Here is a 15,207-nt window from a genome sequence, read left to right as displayed (position 1 = left end):
GCCGGCAAAGCGCGGGACGCCCCGTTGGCCGGAAACGGTCAGTCCCCGGTAAGGATACGGTCGACCAGTTGCTTCACCGTCGGGGTGAAGTTGTTCGAATAGAACGGGTCCTGCTTGAAGCGATAGGCGGCGTGGCCTGCAAACATCAGGTTCTTGTCGATGTCGCCGCCGTGCGCGATGTCCTGCAGCGTCTTCTGGATGCAGAAGCTGCGCGGATCGGCGAGGCGCCCGGTGGTGTAATCGTCATGGTCCTTCCACGACGAGAAACCGCAGTGCGAAAGGCACCCCATGCAGTCCTTCTGGTCCTGCTGGATCTCGTCGCGCTCTTCCGGCGTCACGAACACCATCGTGTCATCCGGCGTGCGCAGCGCATGGACAAACCCCGCGCCATGCCATTCGCGCGCGCGGGCAAGGTCGTTCGGCGTCACCCAGAAATTCTTGCCGCGCACACCGACGTCAAGCTGAGCGGTATGCTCGCCCGCTTCGACCCGCGAGTACGGAATCTGGCGCTCGGACCGCGCTTCGAGCGAACGCAGGAAAGGATTGCGCACGGCCGAGGAATAGAAGCCCGTGGGCGAGAAGCGGTGCAGCAGCACGTCACCCGGCTCAAGCGTGCGCAGGTGGTCCTTCCAGCCCTGGGGGATCGGGCTTTCCTCGGTCAGCAGTGGGCGCGTACCGAACTGGAAGGCGATCGCGCCCAGTTCAGGATTGTCGATCCAGTCGTTCCATTCGCGCAGGAACCATACGCCACCGGCCATCACGATCGGCACCGAGTCCGCGATGCCTTCTGCCCGCATGACATCGCGAAGCGCCTTCACCCGCGGGAACGGGTCTTCCGGCTTGCGCGGATCTTCTGCGTTGGAAAGCCCGTTGTGGCCGCCTGCCAGCCAGGGGTCTTCGTAAACCACGGCGCCCAGCAACTGCGGGACCTTGTGGTAGGCCCGCTTCCACAGGGCACGGAACGCGCGGCCTGACGACACGATTGGCAGATAATTCACGTTGAAACGCGCGGCGATCTCGGAAAGCTTGTAGGGCATTCCGGCGCCGCAGGTCACGCCGGTCACCAGACCGGGGGTCTGCTCCAGCACCGCTTCCAGAATCGGCTGCGCCCCGCCCATTTCCCACAGCACGTTGATGTTGATGGCGCCCTTGCCGCCCGAAATGTCGTGCGCGCGCTTCACCTGCTCGACTGCGCCATCGATGGCATAGCGCATCAGCTCTTCGTGGCGCTCCTTGCGGGTGAGGGCGTTATAAACCTGTGGAATTATCTTGCCTTCGGCATCGTAGCTGTCGGCATTGACCGCGCTGACCGTGCCGATCCCCCCGGCAGCAGCCCACGCGCCCGAACTCATGTGATTGGTTGCCGCAACACCCTTGCCGCCCTCAACCAGTGGCCAAACCTCGCGGCCACCATAGAGAATCGGCTTCAACCCCTTGAACGCAGACATCAATTTCCTTTCAACGCGCTTGTCGCGCTCGCACCCTTGGCCGTCTTCAGACGGCACGGCTTTATCTCGCCCGGCTCAGGACGGCTCTTCGCCGCGACGAACTGGGCATAATATCCCGCAATCTCTGGTTTACGGTGAAATTCATCCAAGCGAAAGCCCACGGCTTCCAGTTCGCAGATCAGCAGCGCCGGCGGAATGCCGTGGCGATCCGTCGAACGATCGAGGTCGACCACCACGATCTTGCCTCCGGCCTTCAGTGATGGCCACATCCGCCACGCGAAGGCGTAAGGCTCGGTCACTTCGTGATACATGTGGATCAGCAGCACGCGATCGAAGCTGCGCTCGGGCAGGCGCGGGTCGTCAACACCGCCCGGCTTGATCGAGACGTTGTCGAGCCGGTCATGCTCCACACGCGATCCCAGCCGCCGCAAGGCATCGCCGTCAATGTCCTGCGCCAGCACACGTCCCTTGTCCCCGACGCGCTCGGCAAGACGAACGGTATAGTACCCCTCGCCTGCGCCGATGTCGGCCACGCTCATGCCCGGCTTTATCCCGGCAAGGTTCATCACCATGTCCGCCTCGCCCAGGCGGTCACGTTCCTGCTCGTTGGAAAAGGCATTGCTGACCACGCCGGAAACGGGACGGTCGGCGGTCGGAAACTCGCGCGCAGTTTCAGGACGCTTGTCGTCCACCTGCGGCTTGCAAGCGCCAAGCGCCAGCAATGCCAGAACGGCGAAAGCGACTGAACAATGGGCCGAAGCCCGCCGCATCAATCGTCGTCCTCCACGGTCACCTTCTCGCCGGTGACCTTCTGCGAAAGCGCCGCCGCCATGAACGGATCGAGCGCGCCATCGAGCACTTCGGTCGGGTTCGTGGAGACCACGCCGGTGCGCAGGTCCTTCACCTGCTGGTACGGCTGCAGCACGTAGGAGCGAATCTGGTGGCCCCAGCCGATCTCGGTCTTTGCGGCATATTCGCCGCTAGCCGCCGCCTCGCGCTTGGCCAGTTCGGCCTCGTAGATGCGCGCCTTCAGCATGCCCATCGCGGTCGCACGGTTCTTGTGCTGGCTGCGGTCGTTCTGGCTGGCAACAATGATCCCGGTCGGAACGTGGGTGATGCGCACTGCCGAGTCCGTGGTATTGACGTGCTGCCCGCCCGCGCCCGAAGCACGGTACGTATCGATCTTCAGGTCGGCCGGATTGATCTCGACCTCGATGTTGTCGTCGATCTCCGGATAGACCCAGACCGAGCTGAACGAGGTGTGCCGCCGCGCCGAGCTGTCATAGGGGCTGATCCGAACGAGCCGGTGCACGCCGCTCTCGGTCTTGGCATAGCCGTAAGCGTTTTCGCCCTTGATCAGCAGCGTGGCAGACTTGATGCCCGCCGCTTCGCCGGCGTGGTAATCGACCAGATCGACCTTGTAGCCATGGCGCTCCGCCCAGCGCGTGTACATGCGCTGCAGCATTTCCGCCCAGTCCTGGCTTTCCGTGCCGCCCGCGCCGGCGTGAACTTCGAGGAAGCAGTTGTTGGCGTCGGCCTCGCCTGCCAACAGGGCCTGAACCTTGTCGTTGTCGGCGCGGTCGGCCAGCGCGGCCAGCGTGGCAAGACCTTCGTTCACCGTGGCCTCGTCGTCTTCCATCTCGCCGAGCTCGATGAATTCGATGGCATCGGCCATTTCCTGCCCGATCTCGTTCACCGTCCCGACCGACGCCTCGAGGCGCCGACGCTCGCGCATCACCTCTTCGGCTTTCTTGGGATCATCCCACAGCTTCGGGTCCTCGACGCGGGCGTTCAACTCGTCGAGACGGCGCACGGCGCGATCCCAGTCGAGGAACTTGCGCACCAGCGCCAGCGCGGCGTTGATGCGGTCGATATGGGCCTGCCCTTCGGCACGCATGGGGCTGAACTCCGGTCAATTCGAACAAGAACGAACTGCGCCGCTTAGCGAAGCGGGCAGGCATGTAAAGCCCAAGCGTGAAAAGCCGAGTGGTTAAGCAGGGTGCGCGTTCAGCCCTTGAGCTTGCGCACCGCGGCCAGCGTCATCTTCACGTGGTCGCGATAGTCCATGTCGGAATGAACCATCACGATCTTGCCGTTGCGGGCAATGACATAGCTGGTGCGCTTGGTCAGCCCGGTCGACGAGCCATCGGGCTTGCGGAGGTCCACATCGTAGGCCTTGATCACGGCGGGACTGGCGCTGGCCACCGCGAACTTGTCGCGGCAAGCCTCGGTCGAGAACTTCTGCAGCGTCGCCACGTCGTCGTTCGACATGCCGATGACCGTGGCGCCTGCCGCCTTGAACTGCGCCGTCGCTTCGGCAAAGGCGTGGGCCTCCAGCGTGCAACCTTGCGTGAAGGCCTTGGGGTAGAAATACAGCACAACCGGCCCCTTCTTCAGCGCCTGCTGCAGCTTGAACGAGAACGGCTTGCCCGCCAGCGCTCCTGACGCTGCGAAATCCGGCGCGCGCGCACCGGTCGGCAATTCGGCAAAGGCCGGGGCGGAAACGGAAAGGGCGATGGCTGCGGCGGCAGCGGCAAGGGTGCGGATCGTCATGGCAGGGAGGCTAACAGAGCTTCTCCGAACTAGCCAATGCCTTTGAGGACAGGCCGCACAACGATCAGTAGATCCCGCCCTGTTCCTCCAGGAAGTCCTGCTCGACCGGCGCTTCCTCGGCGCCACCTTCGGGGATGCCGCGTGCGGCACGCGCCTTGCGCAAGGCGTCGATCACCGCCTGCTTGGCACTGACTTCGCCTTCGCGCGCCGTGCGCCGCGGTTCGGTGTCGGGTTTGAACGCTTCCCAGATCACCGAAGCCTTGGCCACGTCGTTCTCGGGCGTTCCACCGAACACGCGCTTGCCTGATACGCGGTCGATCTTGACCATGCGCACACCCTCGGGAACCGCGAAGGGCACGTCCTTCCAGCGCGTGCGCGTCTCCTGCACCAGTTGCTTGAACACCGGCGCGGCAATGCGCCCGCCCTGCGCATAGCCACCCAGGCTGCGCGGCTGGTCGTAACCGATATAGACGCCCGCGATGATGTCTGGCGATCCGCCAACGAACCACACGTTGGTCGGGCCCGATGTCGTCCCCGTCTTGCCGAACAGCGGCAGGTTCAGGTCGCGCAGAGTCACGGCCGTGCCCCGCACCACCACGCCTTCGAGCATGTGCACCACCTGATAGGCCGTGCGCGCATCCATCACCTGCTTGCCGGTCGGCTTGAAGCGCGGCATCGGCTTGCCGTCCCACTGCGGCATCGCGCAGTTGTCGCAGCGGCGGTTGTCGGCGCGCCAGATCACCTTGCCGTTGCGGTCCTGAACGTAGTCGATCAGGCTCGGATTGTGCTGACGCCCCTGGTTGGCCAGCGCCGCATAGGCGTTGACCATCTTGATCACCGTCGTGTCACCCGCACCCAGCGCCATCGACAGGTAAGGCTCATACTCGCCGATCCCGACATTCCGGATCGTGCGCACGACCTTGTCCATACCCACGTCGTTGGCCACGCGCACCGTCATCAGGTTGCGCGATTGCTCAAGCCCCCAGCGCATGGTGTGGCTGCCCGATCCGCCCTCGTTGCCGAAGTTGCGGAAGCACTTCTCGCCCAGTGCCGCGCCCTGATAGACGCAGAACGTGCCATCGACGACCATCGAGGCCGGCGTCATCCCGTTGTCCAGCGCAGTGGCATAGACGAACGGCTTGATGGTCGAGCCCGGCTGGCGGTTGGCCTGCGTCGCGCGGTTGAACGAGCCGAGCCGCGCGTCGAACCCGCCCTGCATCGCCAGAACGCGCCCGTTCTGCGGGTCCTCCACCACCATCCCGCCCGAAACCTCGGGCACGGTCCGCACCGCGTAAGTCGAGCCGTTGACGGGTGCCACCGCCGTCACGTCACCCGGCTTGATGGCGTCGGGCAGGCCGATCAGGCTGGCGGTCTTGCCATCGGCAAAGCCCACCTGCCCGGAGGAGCCGCTGCGCGAGAGCAGCACGCCGATCCGCCAGTTCTGATAGTTGATCGCAATATTGCTGGTGATCAGCTCGGTCTGCCAGCGATCGCCGTCGACATCGATCCGCGCAATCGGCCCATGCCATGCCCGCCCGCCCGAATAGCGCAGCAGCGCCGCCCGCAGCGCATTCTGCGAAGCTGTCTGCAATTGCGTATCGAGCGACGTGCGCACCCACAAGCCACCGGCATAGACGCTGTGCGGACCATCCTCGGCCTTCTCGCCGAACTTCTCGATCAGCTGGCGGCGCACTTCTTCAAGGAAATAGCCCGCATCGGCCGTGTAATTCTCGGCGCGACGCGGCTTGAGCCCCAGCGGCATGGCTTGCGCGGCGGCAGCCTGCTGCGGCGTCGCCCAACCGTTCTTGACCATCTGGTCGAGCACCCAGTTGCGCCGTTCGATTGCCTTGTCCTCGAACTTGGCCCGGCCATAGCGCTCCGGTGCCTTGGGCAGGATCGCGAGGAACGCCGCCTCATGCAGCTGCAGGTCGCCCACATCCTTGTCGAAATAGGCCCGCGCCGCCGCCTGCACGCCAAAGCTCTGCCGCCCCAGCGGAATTTCGTTGAGATAGAGTTCGAGGATCTGCTGCTTGGTCAGCACGCCCTCGATCCGCCGCGCCAGCACCATTTCCTTGAGCTTGCGGGTGATCGAGTATTCGTCGCCCAGCAGGATGTTCTTCGCCACCTGCTGCGTGATGGTCGAGCCGCCCTTGGCCCGCTCGTCCGAGCCAGCCTTCCTCGCATAATCGACCACCGCCCCGGCAAAGCCGAGGTAGTCGATGCCGCCATGGGTCCAGAACGTCTTGTCCTCGGCGGAAAGGAACGCATTGATCAGCGGCTCGGGAAAATCGACGAAGCGCAGCTGCACGCGGCGCTCGCGCGCATAGCTCGATACGATCTCGCCATCGTTGCCGCGCACCATCGTCGGCAGCGGCGGCTGATAGGTCAGGAGCATGTCGGCCGAAGGCATCGTGCGGATCACCGCCGCCCACAGCACGAACCAGCCAACCAGAATCGCGCCAATGGCGTAGTTGAGGAAGCGGAAGCGGCGGCTGTCGCCCCACTTTGCGCGATACCACCTGGAAAGGTTGCCCCACCGTGCGCGACCTTCCGCGCGGATGAGCTTGAACCGGGATTGCTGGGACGTCTCTTCGGCCATGTTGCAGGGCCTCTAGCACGCTCGCGCCCTGCCAAGCCAGAGCCAACCTGCCGCCAATCCGCTCAGCGCGTCGCAGGACCCTCAGATGCGCCCGCCTGAGGCACGTTAGCCTGAGAGGTACCGGCTTGGCCCTCGGCAAGGAAAATCGCGATCGCGCGCGCTACCGAACCGGCAAAGACCCGCCGCCACGCCGGATCGCGCATTTTCTGGGCATCGTCCACGTTGCTGATATAGCCTGCTTCGATCAGGGCAGATGGCAGGTCCAACGACTTCAGGACAACAAACGCCGCCTCGCGTTGCGGAGTCTGGTGAAAGCGCACCGTGTCCTGCCCTTCCCTGACGACCAGTTGCCCGAACCGCAACGACCGTCCCCGCATTTCCCGCCGCGCCAGATCGACAAGGATCGAGGATACTTGCGCTCCCTGCCCGTCGAGGTTCACGCCGTTGACGGTATCAGCCTTGTTCTCCCGCGCCGCCAGCGCCTCGGCAACGCCGTCCGATGCCTTGTCCGAAAGCGTGTAGACCGTCGCCCCTTGCGCCGAGTCATTCTGCGCAGCGTCGGCATGGACCGATATGAACAGGTCTGCGGCAAGGCGGTGCGCGATGTCGGCGCGCTCTTCCAGCACCAGAAACCGGTCCGAGTTCCGCGTCATCGCCACCCGCACCTTGCCCTCGGCCAGCAGGGCATCGCGCAGGGATTGCGCCAGCAACAGCGTCAGGTCCTTTTCACGCTCTCCCGCCGAACCGCTCGCGCCGGGATCATGGCCGCCATGCCCGGCGTCGATCACCACCAGAGGCCGGCTGACATCGGCCGGCCCTTCAACCGGTGGAAGCCCGACGCGCCCGCCGCTCGGCGGCATGTCCAGCCGCAGCACCGAACGCGGTTCGATCTCGGCAAGACCCGATGAAAACGCCGCCCACATCAGCGCCGCCGCCGCAACCGGCGCGGCAAAGACCGCGATCAGGACCCCCTTGTTCTCCATCTTCTCCGGTCTATGCCCCGCCCCACCCCTGCCGGTCCAGACCGAAAAGGCGCGCATGGTTAACGGGTCGTTCCCGGCATTGTTTTAATTGCCGGTTTGCAATTGGGGTGCTAGCACCCATCTACCGGGGCAAGCCAGCACCGGCGCATCCACGCCGAAACCGCCGGAAAGCGCACATTTGCGCCGCGGTGGGCGAGGGAAAGTCCGCTGGTGAAGATCCCGCCAACGTGGAGAGAAAGAAGCGCAAGCGCCCTCCTCCACGCGACAAGGTTGATGCCGTGATGATGAGCCGCGTTTCGTTCCTGCCTAGCTGCCCCACCGGGGCGGTCGCGGCTTGGACGCTTGCCGGCACGCGCACTTCGCCGCGAGTTGTCTTCACAGCAGACACAAACCAACCGCCGCCGGGCGGCGAGCGACAGGGCAAGGCAGTCGATACGCTGCGCGCCGCAACGCTCCGATCCGGCAAACCCGCATTCGCGAATGGCATTGGCAACGGAGCGATCCGTGCAACTGCCGTTCGTGCATCCCAAACGAACCGCGCCAGAAACGCATTGGTAGCCCCAGAGGCAATCCAGCGGCGGCGCGGCTGGAGAATTTGTAATGACCACGCGCATGCTGATCGATGCGCGCCACCAGGAAGAAACCCGGGTGGCGGTGCTGAAGGGCAATCGGATTGAAGAATTCGACTTTGAATCTGCTGATCACAAGCAGATCAAGGGCAATATCTACCTCGCCAAGGTAACCCGCGTAGAACCTTCGCTTCAGGCGGCATTCGTCGATTTCGGCGGCAATCGCCACGGGTTCCTCGCGTTCAGCGAAATCCACCCTGACTACTATCAGATCCCCAAGGAGGACCGCGAGGCCCTGCTGGCCGAAGAGGCCGCCCACGCCGAGGAAGAGGCCGCCCTGCGCGCCGCCGAGGACGCCGAGGACGAAGACTACGCCGATGGCGAAGGCTACGACTCCGATGAGGGCGTGACCGAGGTCGACACGTCGGAGAAGGACCAGGTCGCCACCATCGAAGGCGGCGTCGTCGAAAACGGCTTCGACCACGAAGGCGAAGAGGGCGACGAAGGCGAGGAAACCTCGGAAGCTTCGGACGAAGGCGAGGAGGCCGACAGCAACCGCCGTCGCGGCCGTCAGGGCCGTCGCCGTCAGGGCGGTCGCTCGCAGGGCAAGGAAGCCGACGAGCTGCGCGCCAAGCGCATGGCCCTGCGCCGCCGCTACAAGATCCAGGACGTGATCCAGCGCCGCCAGGTGCTGCTCGTCCAGGTCGTCAAGGAGGAGCGTGGCAACAAGGGCGCCGCCCTCACCACTTACCTCAGCCTCGCCGGTCGCTACTGCGTGCTCATGCCGAACAGCAGCCACGGCGGCGGCATCAGCCGCAAGATCAGCTCCTCGGCTGATCGCAAGCGGCTGAAGACGATCATTTCCGAAATGGAACTGCCGCGCTCGATGTCCTGCATCGTTCGCACGGCCGGCCTCCAGCGCACCAAGCCCGAAATCAAGCGCGATTTCGACTACCTCGCCCGCCTGTGGGACGAGATCCGCGAACGCACGATGCGCTCGGTCGCGCCTGCACTGATCCATTCGGACTCCGACCTGATCAAGCGCGCCATCCGCGACATCTACAACCGCGAGATCGAGGAAGTCGTGGTCGAGGGCGAGCATGGCTATCGTGCCGCCAAGGACTTCATGAAGCTCCTGATGCCGAGCCACGCCAAGCGCGTGAAGGCCTATGCCGATCCGGTGCCGCTGTTCCAGCGCTATGGCGCGGAAGACCAGCTCACCGCGATGTACGATCCGGTCGTGCAGCTCAAGTCGGGCGGCTACCTCGTCATCAACCCGACCGAAGCCCTCGTCTCGATCGACATCAACTCGGGCCGCTCCACCAAGGAGCACGGCATCGAGCAGACCGCGGTTGCCACCAACCTCGAAGCCGCGCGCGAAATCGCCCGTCAGCTGCGCTTGCGTGACATGGCCGGCCTCGTCGTGATCGACTTCATCGACATGGAATACGGATCGAACATCCGTAAGGTTGAAAAGGCGATGAAGGACGCGCTCAAGAACGATCGCGCCCGCATCCAGGTCGGCCGCATTTCCGGCTTCGGCCTGATGGAAATGAGCCGCCAGCGCCTGCGCACCGGCGTGCTCGAAGCGACCACCCGCGCCTGCCCGCACTGCGATGGCTCGGGCCTCGTCCGCACCGCTTCGTCGGCCGGCTTGTCCGCGCTGCGCCTGATCGAGGACGAAGCCGCCAAGGGCAAGGGCAACGTCGTCACGCTCTACGCCAGCCAAGAAGCCGCAATCTACGTCCTCAACGCCAAGCGCGGCGATCTGGCCGAGATCGAGGAGCGCTACGGCGTCACCGTCGAAGTGATCCCCGAAGGTGAGAACGAAGGCGCCAAGATGCGCGTCGCCTCGCGCGGGCCCAAGCCGGAATTCGTCCCCCGCTTCGAACCGATCATCGAGCCTGAAGAGGACGATCTCGTCGAAGAGGACTTCGACGACGAGGAAGAAGCCGAAGAACAGCCCCGCCAGCGCTCGCGCGATGGTGAGGAAGGTGACCGCGAAGGCCGCCGCAAGCGCCGCAAGCGCCGCCGTGGTCGCAACCGCGATCGTCGTGACGAGAATGGCGAGAGCGAAGGCTCGGCCGAAGAAGCTGACGATGCCGAAGGCGAAGAGGCTGAAGGCGGCGAAGCCGAAGGCACCGAAGGCGCTCGTACCGATGAAGGCGATGATGGCAACGAGCGTGGTCCGCGCAAGCGCCGCCGTCGTGGTCGTCGTCGGCGCGGTGGCCGTGAAAACGGCGAGGGCACTGGCGAACACGCTGAAGGCGATCAGGCCGAAGATGGTGCCGAGCAGGCCGAGCCTGCCGAAATCTCGGCAGACCCCGCCCCTACCAAGCCGGTCGTTGCCGAGCCGGTCGTCGCCGAACCGGTCGCAGCGCCAGTCGAGGCCGAAGCCGCTCCTGCCACAGAAGCAGCACCGGCCAAGCCCAAGCGCACCCGCAAGAAGAAGGCTGACGTCGCGGTAGAAGCCGAAGCTGCCCTGGCAGCCGAAGAAGCTCCCGTCGCTGCACCAGCTGTCGAGGAAGCCGCCGCACCTGCGCCGGAAAAGCCCAAGCGGACCCGCAAGAAGAAGGTTGAAGCCGCTCCCGAAGCGCCTGCACCTGAAGCTGAAGCTGCTCCCTCCGAAGCCCCGGCAGCCGAAGCTGAAGTCCCGGCAGAAAAGCCCAAGCGCACCCGCCGCAAGAAGGCCGACGCTGTCGCCTCCGAAGCTGCTCCGGCCGAAACGGTCAGCGCCGAAGCTCCAGCCGCCGAAGACGCCGCATCCGAAGCGGAGGCAGGCGAACAGTCTGCACCGCGTCGCGGCTGGTGGCAGCGCACCTTCGGCGCCTGACAACAAGCCAAGGCCCCAAACCGGAAGGCCCCGCCAGTCTTGGCGGGGCCTTTTGCTATCGGGTAAGCGCACCACCTCACGCTGTTGACCGGCGCTGTCGGCCCCGCCATGGTAACGCAAACAACATTAGGGAGACGGACATGCGCAAAGGATTCCTGCACACGGCAGCAGCTGTCGGATTGGCCCTTGGACTGGGCTTGAGCGCGACGGCCCATGCCGCGCCGGTGCTGGATTGCCCGCTGGGGCGGCAGCCATTGTCGACGCAGTCCCCTTTGGGTGACGTTCTGGTCGTCCCGGCGGCGAAGGCCGTCGTCGAGGCAGCCTCCCCCGGCCTGTCCGACGCCATGATGCACCCCTTCAACGGCAACGCCCTGCCCCCCGGCTTCGAACGTATCGTCACGCCGCGCTCGGTCCTGAGCATGATCGGCAAAGGCGATACCGCGCTTGCCGCCCAGCTCGACAAGGACCTTGCCAAAGTGCGGCTGACCACGGCCGACGTCGCCGCCCGCTGCCGTACCTATGATCATGACCGTCCCGCCATCCCCGCAGACCTGCCTCGCCCGGCCATCCTCGTCTTCGGCAAGATCACCGGCTTTCGCGATTCTCCCTCGGTCAACGCTGCCGAGGCCGCGCTCAAGGGCATTGCCGCACGCCATGGCTGGGGCATCGTCTTCACCTACCGGGGCGGCGTCTTCAACGCAGGCGACCTTGCCCGCTTCGATGCCGTGGTGTGGAACAACGTCAGCGGCGATGCCTTGACCTTGCCCCAGCGCGCCGCCTTCCGCCGCTATATCGAAAACGGCGGTGGCTACGCCGGCATCCACGGTTCGGGCGGCGATCCCCAATTCTTCTGGGACTGGTATGCCGATACCCTGATCGGCGCGCGCTTCATCGGCCATCCCATGGCCCCGCAGTTCCAGCAGGCCCGCGTCGTCATGGAAGACCGTGCCCACCCGGCAGCCCATGCCCTGCCCGCCGAATGGCGCATGACCGAGGAATGGTATTCCTTCGATCGCAGCGTGCGTGCCCTGCCACGCACCCGCGTCCTCGCCTCGCTTGACGAGAGCACCTACAACCCGGGCGAAGGCTTCGGGCGCAAGATGGCCATGGGTGACCATCCCATCGCCTGGACCCGGTGCCTGGGCCGTGGCCGCAGTTTCTACACCGCCATCGGCCACCGGCCCGAAAACTACAGCCAGCCCGAAAGCCTGCAACTGCTCGATCAGGGCATCCTCTGGGCCATGGGACTCAGCACGGAAGGCTGCACCACAAAGTGAAACGCCCGGGCGCGGCCAATTGCGCCGCGCCGCTCCCTTTGCCAGTCTGCCCGGATAACAGACGGGGAAACGGGATGGGACTGAAAGCCGTTTGGGACGCGCACGTCGTTCCGCGCATGATCAAGTGTGCCTGTGCTTCGCCGAACATCATGGAGCTTCGCGCCGGCGTCGTGCCCCGCGCGCAGGGCCGGGTGTTCGAGATCGGCTGCGGTGGCGGACTCAACCAGCAGTTCTATGATCCCGCCCGCGTCACCGGATTTGCCGGGATCGACCCGTCAGGCAAACTGCTCGACTATGCGCGCGAAGCCGCCGCCCGCAAGGGCTGGCAGGCCGACATCCGCGAAGGCGTGGGCGAGGACATTCCCTTCGGTGACGAGAACTTCGACACCGCCGTCTGCACTTACACGCTCTGTTCGGTCGATGACCCGGCCAAGGTCCTGTCCGAACTGCGCCGCATCCTTAAGCCCGGCGGCACCCTGCTGTTCCTCGAGCACGGCCTCAGCCCCGATGCCGACGTGGCGAAATGGCAGCGCCGGGTCGAGCCTGTCTGGAAACCCCTGATGGGCGGCTGCCACCTCGCCCGCGCCGTCACCGCCCCGGTCCTGGCCGCCGGTTTCCAGCTGGAACACCCCGGTCACCAGTACATGCCCGGCATGCCGAAATGGGCGGCGTGGATGGAATGGGGCGCCGCCACCAAACTGCGCTGACCCAATTCCTCCCGGTGCGCCTGTCCCCGCGGAGGCCGGGAGGAAGAGGGACCATCGAAGATGGTAGAGGGGCAACCCCGCTTCAATTCCTCCCCGCCCCGGGGAGGGGGACCACCGCAGGTGTTGGAGGGGCACCCGCAAGACCACACACCCGCACGTCGCGTCCCGCTAATCCTGCGCCTATCGCAGGATCATGCGACGTCTGTTAGACGGAAGATTTCCTGCACAGCTAGGGCGCGCCAGCCCGTAACTCGCAACAGGCTGGCACGTCCGTCACTCCAACGCGCGGTATTGGAAATTGCGGAACAGGACTCGGCCATCGCCCGAACCGAAAAGCGCAGGCCGCAGGCTCAGCAGGTTGTCGACAGTGTTGGCGTTATAACCGGTCACTTCCGAGCGTACCCCGTGGCGGGTCCAGTTCTTGCCATCGAGGCTATAGTAGAAAGTCACCACCTGATCGCGGTTGGTGATGCGCATGAACATGCGGCGGGCCGGTGGTGCAGGCTCCGGCCAATAGGACGCCTTGCCACCGCGATAGCTGGTCATCCGCGTGCCATCGATGCCCATGCCGAGGTAAAGCCGATCGTCAAAGAACAGCAGAAGGCCGCCGGTGACCTGGCCTTGAAGTTCGACATCCACGGTCACCTCGTAGGCGCGGTCACCGACCTGCTGGGTGACGACCACGCCGTTCGACGGACCGGTGCCCTTGGCCTTCAGCGAAAGTGTGCGATCGGCAACGGCGATGCGGGCTTTCTCGGCAGGCGTGCTACCGTAAAGGCTCCACAGCGTGCCGAAACGCTCGCTCTCGAAGGCGTCGGAATGCGGCATCCCATGCACTTCTGCCGCAGCCGCAGGCTTGGGCAGCGGCTTCGAAAGGTCCCCGCCCGTCGCGCGGAACCATCCGTCGGCAGTCCATTCGATCGGTTCGAGCAGGGTCTGGCGGCCGAGCGTGTGATAGCCGTTCTCATAGCCGTGGTAGATCATGTACCACTTGCCGCCCGGCCCTTCGACGCACGTGGCGTGCCCGCGTGACCACCACATTTCATCCTTCGAAAGCGTGCGCTGGATCGGATTGTGCGGGCAATGCTCCCACGGTCCGTTGATCGAGCGCGACCGCGCCGCGACGATCATGTGACCGGTGGCCGGGCCGCTGGTGCCGCCGACCGCGTTGACCAGATAGAAATAGCTGCCCTTGCGGAACAGCTTCGGGCCTTCAGGAGACCACGCCTCGGTGATCCAGTCATCGGGATATCGCCAGGCCTCGTAGACGGTCTCGACCGGGCCGGCCGTGGCAAGGCCATCGGCGGTGAGGCGAACGCGCTTGCCATCGTTGAAGAACAGGTAGCGGTGGCCGTCCTCGCCGACGACGTGGCCCGGGTCGATCAGTCCGCCAACCTTGAGGTCGATCGGATCGCTCCAAGGGCCGGCCATCGAAGGCGCATGAATCACGTAAGTGTTTGCGAAACTTGGGAGATCGGCCGACCATGGCGCTTTCATGAAAGGGATGTAGATGAAATAGCGCCCGTCATGCTTCGCGATGTCGACCGCGAACACCGTCCCCAGTGGCTTGGCCAGAGCCGGGCCGACCGGACGCCAGTTCACCAGATCGCGCGAATGCCAGATCAGCAGCCCGGGCGCAGAATCGAACGAGGAGTGCGTCATGTAATAGTCGTCGCCGTCCTTGAGCACGGACGGATCGGCATAGTCACCTGAAAGGATCGGGTTCAGATAGCGCCCGTCACCAAGGTCCGCGATGCGCTGGCCTTCGATACCAGTTCGCCATACGGGTGTGGCTGCAGGCTTGGATTTGCCAACGGAACATGCCCCCGCGGACTTGGCGGAAGCGCTGGCGCGAGACCCGGGCAAGCCTGCAATTGATCCCAAGGCACCTGCTGCGGCAAGCTTTATCAACGTTCTGCGCGATTCCACGACCCACTCCCAGAAATTAGGATGCACATTCTATTTCATAGTGGAGAGCCTTGCAATCCGACAAGGACATTCCTCGAACAACTGGTCGGCGTCTTTGCAAATGGAGACAGCCGACCCTCTTTGCTGTCCTACACGACGGCGAAATGGCATGGTGGCGAAATGAGCGCCCAACCCTCTCCGCCTGCCTTCCGGCCCGAAACCTCTCGCAAGGATCCCCCCCATTTTTCCGAAGGACAAATGGGGGGGGGGCAGTCGCCCCAGCGACTGACGGGGGGGGGACCACCCCAAACTCCACTTCACATATGCGAA

The 15,207-nt window shown here is 64.8% G+C and carries 10 protein-coding genes; 3 read left to right on the top strand and 7 right to left on the bottom strand.

What is annotated here, in order from left to right; translation table 11 throughout:
• Positions 1–38: 38 nt before the first annotated feature.
• From HGI46_RS03745 to HGI46_RS03720, 6 genes are all read right to left on the bottom strand, one after another.
• Positions 39–1,448, bottom strand: coding sequence for a nitronate monooxygenase (locus HGI46_RS03745; protein ID WP_168903179.1), 1,410 nt, complete (start codon positions 1,446–1,448; stop codon positions 39–41).
• Entirely contained in the window at positions 1,448–2,218 is a 771-nt protein-coding gene (locus tag HGI46_RS03740) for a class I SAM-dependent methyltransferase (RefSeq protein WP_118074084.1), read from the bottom strand. The genes HGI46_RS03745 and HGI46_RS03740 overlap by 1 nt, the downstream gene beginning before the upstream one ends.
• Positions 2,218–3,345 (bottom strand): peptide chain release factor 2, encoded by a 1,128-nt coding sequence (gene prfB / locus HGI46_RS03735; RefSeq protein ID WP_118074085.1) that lies wholly within the window; start codon positions 3,343–3,345, stop codon positions 2,218–2,220. The genes HGI46_RS03740 and prfB overlap by 1 nt, the downstream gene beginning before the upstream one ends.
• Positions 3,346–3,455: 110 nt before the next feature.
• Entirely contained in the window at positions 3,456–4,001 is a 546-nt protein-coding gene (locus HGI46_RS03730; protein ID WP_118074086.1) for a peroxiredoxin, read from the bottom strand.
• 64 nt (positions 4,002–4,065) lie between these two features.
• Positions 4,066–6,600, bottom strand: coding sequence for a transglycosylase domain-containing protein (locus tag HGI46_RS03725; protein WP_168903178.1), 2,535 nt, complete (start codon positions 6,598–6,600; stop codon positions 4,066–4,068).
• Positions 6,601–6,662: 62 nt separating this feature from the next.
• Positions 6,663–7,640: an N-acetylmuramoyl-L-alanine amidase gene (locus tag HGI46_RS03720; RefSeq protein ID WP_168903177.1), complete on the bottom strand. Its 978-nt coding sequence runs from the start codon at positions 7,638–7,640 to the stop codon at positions 6,663–6,665.
• 543 nt (positions 7,641–8,183) lie between these two features.
• Between HGI46_RS03720 and HGI46_RS03715 the strand changes: the two genes are divergently transcribed.
• The 3 genes from HGI46_RS03715 to HGI46_RS03705 all read left to right on the top strand — a co-directional run bounded on the left by HGI46_RS03715 (position 8,184) and on the right by HGI46_RS03705 (position 12,969).
• A complete protein-coding gene (locus HGI46_RS03715; protein ID WP_168903176.1) occupies positions 8,184–10,985 on the top strand; it encodes a ribonuclease E/G in 2,802 nt (933 codons plus the stop codon).
• Positions 10,986–11,125: 140 nt separating this feature from the next.
• Positions 11,126–12,262: a ThuA domain-containing protein gene (locus tag HGI46_RS03710; protein ID WP_168903175.1), complete on the top strand. Its 1,137-nt coding sequence runs from the start codon at positions 11,126–11,128 to the stop codon at positions 12,260–12,262.
• Positions 12,263–12,336: 74 nt separating this feature from the next.
• Entirely contained in the window at positions 12,337–12,969 is a 633-nt protein-coding gene (locus tag HGI46_RS03705; RefSeq protein ID WP_168903174.1) for a class I SAM-dependent methyltransferase, read from the top strand.
• 273 nt (positions 12,970–13,242) lie between these two features.
• Here HGI46_RS03705 and HGI46_RS03700 read toward each other — a convergent pair whose 3' ends face one another.
• Positions 13,243–14,844, bottom strand: coding sequence for a family 43 glycosylhydrolase (locus HGI46_RS03700; protein ID WP_346766679.1), 1,602 nt, complete (start codon positions 14,842–14,844; stop codon positions 13,243–13,245).
• Between the last annotated feature and the right edge of the window lie 363 nt (positions 14,845–15,207).

Origin of the sequence: Novosphingobium sp. ERW19 (assembly GCF_012641315.1) — a bacterium.
Lineage (GTDB): Bacteria > Pseudomonadota > Alphaproteobacteria > Sphingomonadales > Sphingomonadaceae > Novosphingobium.
Note: the sequence above shows the minus strand (reverse complement) of the source record. Positions and strands in the feature narration are given on the sequence as shown.

Coding starts and splice junctions, on each gene's coding strand:
- HGI46_RS03720 (WP_168903177.1), bottom strand. CDS start 7,640: ATGCGCGCCTTTTCGGTCTGGACCGGCAGGGGTGGGGCGGGGCATAGA.
- prfB (WP_118074085.1), bottom strand. CDS start 3,345: ATGCGTGCCGAAGGGCAGGCCCATATCGACCGCATCAACGCCGCGCTG.
- HGI46_RS03745 (WP_168903179.1), bottom strand. CDS start 1,448: ATGTCTGCGTTCAAGGGGTTGAAGCCGATTCTCTATGGTGGCCGCGAG.
- HGI46_RS03705 (WP_168903174.1), top strand. CDS start 12,337: ATGGGACTGAAAGCCGTTTGGGACGCGCACGTCGTTCCGCGCATGATC.
- HGI46_RS03710 (WP_168903175.1), top strand. CDS start 11,126: ATGCGCAAAGGATTCCTGCACACGGCAGCAGCTGTCGGATTGGCCCTT.
- HGI46_RS03715 (WP_168903176.1), top strand. CDS start 8,184: ATGACCACGCGCATGCTGATCGATGCGCGCCACCAGGAAGAAACCCGG.
- HGI46_RS03730 (WP_118074086.1), bottom strand. CDS start 4,001: ATGACGATCCGCACCCTTGCCGCTGCCGCCGCAGCCATCGCCCTTTCC.
- HGI46_RS03740 (WP_118074084.1), bottom strand. CDS start 2,218: ATGCGGCGGGCTTCGGCCCATTGTTCAGTCGCTTTCGCCGTTCTGGCA.
- HGI46_RS03725 (WP_168903178.1), bottom strand. CDS start 6,600: ATGGCCGAAGAGACGTCCCAGCAATCCCGGTTCAAGCTCATCCGCGCG.